2 protein-coding genes are annotated in these 2,322 nt (G+C 61.8%); one reads left to right on the top strand and one right to left on the bottom strand.

Translation table 11 applies throughout. From position 1 onward, the window contains the following. The coding region (gene mtnA / locus FN633_RS06920) for an S-methyl-5-thioribose-1-phosphate isomerase (protein WP_154058851.1) at positions 1-1,014 on the bottom strand (1,014 nt) is incomplete at its 3' end. A 105-nt stretch (positions 1,015-1,119) separates the two neighbouring features. On the opposite strand from mtnA, the gene mtnK reads away from it, so the two are divergent. Continuing rightward, complete coding sequence (gene mtnK / locus FN633_RS06915) at positions 1,120-2,319, top strand: S-methyl-5-thioribose kinase (RefSeq protein WP_154057211.1); 1,200 nt, start codon at positions 1,120-1,122, stop codon at positions 2,317-2,319. Positions 2,320-2,322 lie beyond the last annotated feature (3 nt).

Raw genomic sequence — 2,322 nt, 5'->3', positions numbered from 1 at the left:
TCTGAATACTCCAGCGCTTACCTCGTTCGGCGTCACTACCCCGGTATCCAGCACCCAGCCACTAATCAACGCGGCAGGGGTAACGTCGAACGCCGGGTTATAGACCAGCGTCGATTCGGGGGCCCACTGCACCGCTCCGAAGCTGCCCGCTACGCCGGTGACTTCACTGGCCGCACGCTGCTCAATAGGAATGGCCTCCCCGTTCGGGCAGAGCGGATCCAGCGTGGTCTGCGGGGCAGCAACGTAAAATGGGATCCCGTGGTAGCGGGCCAGCACCGCCAGCGAGTAGGTGCCGATCTTATTCGCCACGTCGCCATTGGCCGCAATGCGATCTGCACCGACCCACACCGCATCGACCTGGCCCTGCGCCATCAGGCTGGCCGCCATCGAGTCGGTGATCAGCTGGCAGGGAATGCCCAGCTCCGCCAGCTCCCAGGCCGTCAAACGGCCCCCCTGCAACAGCGGGCGCGTCTCCCCTACCCAGACGTTGACCACCTTGCCATCGGTAAAGGCCTGGGAGATTACTCCCAGCGCCGTACCTACGCCCGCGGTCGCCAGCCCACCGGTATTACAGTGCGTCAGCAGGCGGCTGCCGGGCATCACCAGCGCGCTGCCCGCCGCTGCGATGCGAGCGCAGAGTTGTTTATCCTCGGCAATCAGCCGCTCGGCTTCGGCCACCAGCGCCGGAACAAAATCTACCTCCGCCAGGGCCAGCTTCATGCGGTCAAGGTTGTTCATCAGGTTCACCGCCGTCGGGCGCGCCGCCCGCAGCGTCTCCAGGGCCTGGGCCAGAGAGGAGTGGCTCTCGCCCCGCTCGGCCAGCAGCGCCAGCAGCAGGCTGGCGGAGAGGCCAATCAGCGGCGCACCACGCACCCGCAGGGCATGAATATGACCCACCAGCGTCTCTACCCTGTCGGCGGGCAGCCAGCGTTTCTCCTGCGGAAGCGCCTGCTGATCGAGAATAAAAAGCTGATTATCGGTGACGCGCAGACTGGTGGTCTGGAGTGGCTGCATAGCGTTAAATCCCTGTTGCGTTGATGTATCGTATTGTGTCAGGATGAATTACAGATGTATAGACGTCTGAATGGCTTTATAAACAGAAAATTGAGGATACCGGCAATGTCGCAATACCGAACTTTCAACGCCGCCGACGCGGTGGCCTATGCCCGGCAATTTGCTGGTCTGGAGCAGGCATCCGAACTGGTTAGCGCGCATGAAGTCGGTGACGGCAACCTGAATCTGGTGTTTAAAATTTTCGACGCCGAGGGCGTAAGCCGGATCGTCGTCAAGCAGGCCCTGCCCTACGTGCGCTGCGTGGGCGAATCCTGGCCGCTGACGCTGGATCGCGCCCGGCTGGAGGCGCAGACCCTGGTAGAGCACTATCGACACTGTCCGGCGCATACGGTAAAGATCCACCACTTCGATCCTGACCTGTCGGTGATGGTGATGGAGGATCTCTCCGACCACCGCATCTGGCGTGGGGAGCTGATTAAGGGCGCATACTATCCGCAGGCTGCCCGCCAGCTGGCGGATTACCTGGCCCAAACCCTGTTCCACACCAGCGACTTCTATCTCTCCCCGGCGCAGAAAAAGGCCCAGGTGGCGCAGTTTATTAACCCAGAGATGTGCGGCATTACCGAAGACCTCTTCTTTGACGACCCGTACCGCGTTCACGAGCGCAACAGCTACCTGGCGGCGATTGAAGCTGACGTGGTCGCCCTGCGTGACGATACCGCCCTGCTGCTCGCGGTGGCCGGGCTTAAACAGCGCTTTCTCTCCCATGCCGAAGCGCTCCTGCACGGCGATATCCACAGCGGCTCGATTTTCGTTGCCGAAGGCAGCCTGAAGGCGATTGACGCCGAATTTGGCTACGTAGGGCCGATTGGCTTTGACCTTGGCACGGCTATCGGCAACCTGCTGCTTAACTACTGCGGCCTGCCGGGACATCTGGGTATTCGCGATGCCGCCGCCGCCCGCGAGCAGCGCCTGAGCGATATTCAGGAGCTGTGGAACACCTTCGCAGAGACATTCCTTGCCCTGGCCGCAGAGAAGACCCGCGACGTGGCGCTGGCCCAGCCGGGTTATGCCGCCCAGTTCCTGCAGAAGGTGTGGCACGATGCAATAGGCTTCTGCGGCACGGAGCTGATCCGCCGCAGCGTTGGCCTCTCTCACGTGGCGGATATCGACACCATTGCCGACGAAGAGATGCGCCACGCGTGCCTGCGCCACGCCATCCATTTAGGCAAGGCGCTGATCGTCATTGCCGACCGCATCCACAATGTTGATGAACTGATTGCCCGAGTCAGACAGTACAGTTAACGA

Source organism: Pseudescherichia vulneris (assembly GCF_902164725.1).
Classification (GTDB): Bacteria; Pseudomonadota; Gammaproteobacteria; order Enterobacterales; family Enterobacteriaceae; genus Pseudescherichia; species Pseudescherichia vulneris.
The sequence above is the reverse complement of the archived record's forward strand: the minus strand, read 5'-3'. Positions and strand labels throughout refer to the sequence as shown.